Below are 4,090 nucleotides of genomic sequence, written 5' to 3' on the forward strand. Positions count from 1 at the left end.
GGGCGAGTACCGCCTCGTCGATGCGCTCCTCGTCGACCGCCATCCGCGCAGTTTAGCACGCCGCGCTCAGACCGGGCGTGGTGCCAGCCGATCGGTTACTGATGAGCAGCGTCGTGCGAGGCGGAACGCGCTGCGTGTACGCCTACAATCCTGCCGGGCTTCCTATTGGGACCTTCGCGGATATCGATGCGGCGGCTGCGGCGTTGGCTTGCCGGCGGGTGGCAGCATGATCCTCCGCGGCATTGCCGATGTGGCCGAAGAGCTAGCTCTACAGCAGCACGTGCTCCGCTTTTGGGAGAAGGAGTTCGGGTATCTGAGGCCAGTGCGCCGAAATGGTCGGCGGTACTACCGTGCGGAGGACATCGAGGTCCTGCAGGGCATTCGCACCCTCCTGCATGATCGAGGGCTGACGCTCGATGGCCTCCGTCGCACCTTCCAGGAACGGGGTCCCGCCTTTGTGCGCGCCGTCGGTCGCAACGAGGTGTCTGGAGATCCGGCCGAGGTGCTGGCTGCCGGGCTCGCCCTGGCTCACCTCTCTCCAGACCAGCAGGCCGCCCTTCTTGGCGCGCTGACTGATCCAGCCACATGCCGCGCCATCGCGGATCAATGCGTCACGCGGGGCCGTCGCACCGAGGCAGCCAATGCCTGATCGGCCTGATCGCCTCGTCGCTGAGATCCGAAAGAGCGGACGCGAGTCCATTCGTGCCACCCTGCGGGAGAAGCGCGGCGATATGGGCCTGGATCTCCGCATCGCTGCTTTGAACGGCCGGGGCATCATGGCTGAGACACCAAAGGGTATTAGGATACCACTGGAGCGGCTCAACGACGTGATTTGCGCACTACAGGCCGCTCAAAAGCTCATCTTAGCGCGTGACGAATAGTAGGGCATATGTCTTACTCAATTGAATATTAAGAATTAATTAACCTTATTCCCGTAAATAATGATAGTATGTCAGCCTAATAAGGGATTTATTGGCTCTAAAGGCCGTATTTAAAGCTGGTCTCATTCATGTGATTGTGTGCATTCTGCCGCTCGGTTGCTGCTGCGGGCCGCTTGCGCAGGGAGAGGCCAAATGCGTTTCGACATGACAAACGGATTGCGGCCGTTTGTCGAAGACAGGCGCGGAAATGTAATTCTTATATTTGGCCTCAGCCTGCCATTGCTACTTGGTGCAAGCGGGCTCGTCATCGATTATAGCAATGCAATCCGCATTCGCGCTGTCGAGGCCAGCGTCGCCGACGCAACTGCGCTGCTCGTAGCCAACGCAGACACAGTAGCGGCTGCCACCGAGGGCCTCCGCCTTGCCAGCGCTCAACTCAATTCCCGTCTTGGCACTTCGAGCACCGCTGGCGGCTTTCAGGTCAACGGCACCTGGATAGATGGCGCCAACTACCGTGTGACGATCTCCACGACCTTGAAGACAAGCCTGCTTCACCTTCTCCCTGGAATGCCCCGGCAGATCACGGTGGGGACAGCCACCACCGTCAACCGAGTTGCTCCAGTATACCAGACAAGCCCGCCGACTTTTAGCCAATTGTCGCCCGAGGCCGACGACTACAATCGCATATATATGTATTGCTATTCTTCGGATCCCGCAAAACAGGCTAGCAGCTCCAAAGGGCGAACTGCTCCCGTGCCAATTGCCGACAACGCGACGCCGCCTAGCGATTACTCCAAGTACAAGCTGCCAACATGCGGCGCAAACGAAGCGCCCAGCTACATGCTTCGCAACGTTCGAAATGGTCGAAACAACAAATCTACATGGGACGATCCAAAACAGGAAGTGTACCAGTATTACACTGATACAGTTATCGATACCGGCTCGCGCGTACAGTCAATGAGCATGAGTGGGTATCGAGTTTACAATGGAACTGCTTTGTCTCCCATAAACATGGTATCCAATCCAATCTTGGAGACCATTGTATGCGATACCCTAAGGCAATGTAAAAATAAATCAGACGGCGGCATTTTGCCTAACAGTCATACTACGCACAATCCGGCCACGTCGACTGCTAGCTGTAGCGACGGCAAATACATGTATTTTGGCTGGGAAGACCGGCCGCCCAATGCGGGCAGTGATCGAGACTATGACGACATCCGCGTGATCGTCTCCTGCCCCACCTTGATCAAGGTGTCTGACAAGAAGCTCCGGATTGTTGAGTGATCCGCCCGGAGCACCATTCGCGTTACCCGAGCCTCTTGGATGCCTTCTCCCTCATCGATTTCACGATCCATGCAGAACAGAGGTGCACGAGCTATCTACCGTCTCGCCGACTTGGAGGACGGAGCGACCGCTGTCGAGTTCGCGCTGGTCGCCTTCCCGTTTTTGGGGATGCTGGCAGTCATCCTTCAGACCAGCCTGTTGGTGTGGGCCGGCCGCAATTTGGACGATGCGCTCCAGCGTGCAGGCCGGACGATCTACACGGGGCAGTTCCAGAAGGCGAACACGGGCCAGACTGACACCAGCGCTTTGCTCGCCGCCATGAAGAACACGATGTGCGGTGCGAGTTCGAGCCGCGTCGCAACCGTATTCGACTGCAATGCCTTGAAACTGAACGTGGCTCTGAGCAGCTCTTTCGCCAATGGGAGCGTGCCAACGCCCGTCGATGGCAAGACTGGCGACTGGGCAAAGGGCTTCGGCACGAACTACAGCTGCGCACAACCCGGCGCGATCGTGGTCGTCACAGCAGCAGTTAAATACCGCGTCGTCTTCAGCTTTCTGTATGCTGGCATTCCGAGCTTTAGTGACGGATCCCGGCTGCTACAGTCGACGGCAGTGTTCCGAACCGAGCCCTATGACACATCATCGGGCCAAGGCTGCTGATCTATGAAGCGGTTGATGCACAAAGCCGTCTGCTGCATCTGGGTGGCGTCGGACTTCTCCGGCAACACCAGAGGCGTGGCCGCTCTGGAGTTTGCTCTCGTTCTGCCGGTGATGTTGGCTTTGTTGTTCGGCACGACGGAGTTTGGGCGGGCGATCGACCACTACCGCAAAGTCACCATGTTGGCCCGCGCTGTGGCGGATCTTACTTCCCAAGGCGACACGCAGAGCCCGATGACGGCGGCGACGATGACCGATATCCTCGCCTCGGCCAAGCTCGTGTTGAGCCCGTACCCGATCAGCGGAGCTAAGATTGTGATTAGCGCCCTGGGAGTCGCAGCTGATGGGGCTGGCCAACCGCGAGTGTGTTCCAGTTACGCCACCAGCAACGGTACAGCGAGGACGGTAGGAACGGCGTCCGACCTCAAAGTGCCGGAGGGTTTCCAACTTGCCGGAATGCGGTATGTCCTAGCCGAAGTGACTGTTCCATATCCGGCAATGTTTGGAGGTAATTTGATGCGGTTTGTTGGAGGGGCAAATAATCAATTTACATTCAAGGCGAGTGTGCCCTGGCCTGTAAGAGGCGGACAGGCAATTAAATCCTCTTACAATGAGGTCATTCTCCCTGATGGCAAAGCATGCTCATGAGATGACTTTCGATGGAGATACAGTTTTAGTGAGTGCACGGAAGATATTAATATTTGAAATCATTGCCCTTTCGCCCCGATCGCGCCTATTGAAGCCAGGTGGTCCTCGGTTAGATTGCTATGTAAGGTAGAATGCTAGAGATCGTTTACGTTTAGCCGCATGCGTCTTGTCGTGAGATGCGGCAATTAGCTCGGTTAGGTCATGCGGTCGCGATCGCTCTCACAGTGGCCTTGCCGAATTCTTCCGATACTACGACGGGCTGGACGCCTTGAACGAAGACCCGGCTCTTGATTCGGGACGGAGTTTCACGATATGTTCTCACGTCGTCATCGGCTTTAGCCGACGCTGCGACATGCCATTGGGCTACCCGAGACAGGGTTGGCCGCGGGCCCTGCGATCCGGATCAACCGGTGGAGCCCGCCCGCATGTCGCCCGACGCACCTACCCGTCAGAAGCCCGGTCGCCGCTCCACCATCGCCAGCCATCCGGCATGTGCCGAGATCGAGTTCGCTTGTGCCCGTGGTGGCCTGCCCCCATGCGGTGGCCCAGGTTCGAAGTTAGTGCATCGTCGGTCGCGTGACGATGGCTGGGCGAGCGAGCGGCGCTGAAGTGCTCGGTTC

The 4,090-nt window shown here is 57.8% G+C and carries 4 protein-coding genes; all 4 read left to right on the top strand.

The genetic code is table 11. The annotated features are described in order from the left end of the window. The coding region (locus ASG32_RS33065; protein WP_206780044.1) for a MerR family transcriptional regulator at positions 1 to 649 on the top strand (649 nt) is incomplete at its 5' end. 424 nt (positions 650 to 1,073) lie between these two features. Beyond that, entirely contained in the window at positions 1,074 to 2,165 is a 1,092-nt protein-coding gene (locus ASG32_RS33075) for a TadE/TadG family type IV pilus assembly protein (RefSeq protein ID WP_082558103.1), read from the top strand. A gap of 69 nt (positions 2,166 to 2,234) precedes the next feature. Then, positions 2,235 to 2,825 carry a TadE/TadG family type IV pilus assembly protein gene (locus ASG32_RS29535; RefSeq protein WP_056533425.1) on the top strand — a complete coding sequence of 197 codons (591 nt, stop codon included), beginning with the start codon at positions 2,235 to 2,237 and terminating at the stop codon, positions 2,823 to 2,825. A gap of 15 nt (positions 2,826 to 2,840) precedes the next feature. Then, positions 2,841 to 3,470 carry a TadE/TadG family type IV pilus assembly protein gene (locus ASG32_RS33080; RefSeq protein WP_107352014.1) on the top strand — a complete coding sequence of 210 codons (630 nt, stop codon included), beginning with the start codon at positions 2,841 to 2,843 and terminating at the stop codon, positions 3,468 to 3,470. Positions 3,471 to 4,090: the final 620 nt, after the last annotated feature.

The organism is Methylobacterium sp. Leaf361, assembly GCF_001424445.1.
In the GTDB taxonomy this organism is placed as follows: domain Bacteria; phylum Pseudomonadota; class Alphaproteobacteria; order Rhizobiales; family Beijerinckiaceae; genus Methylobacterium.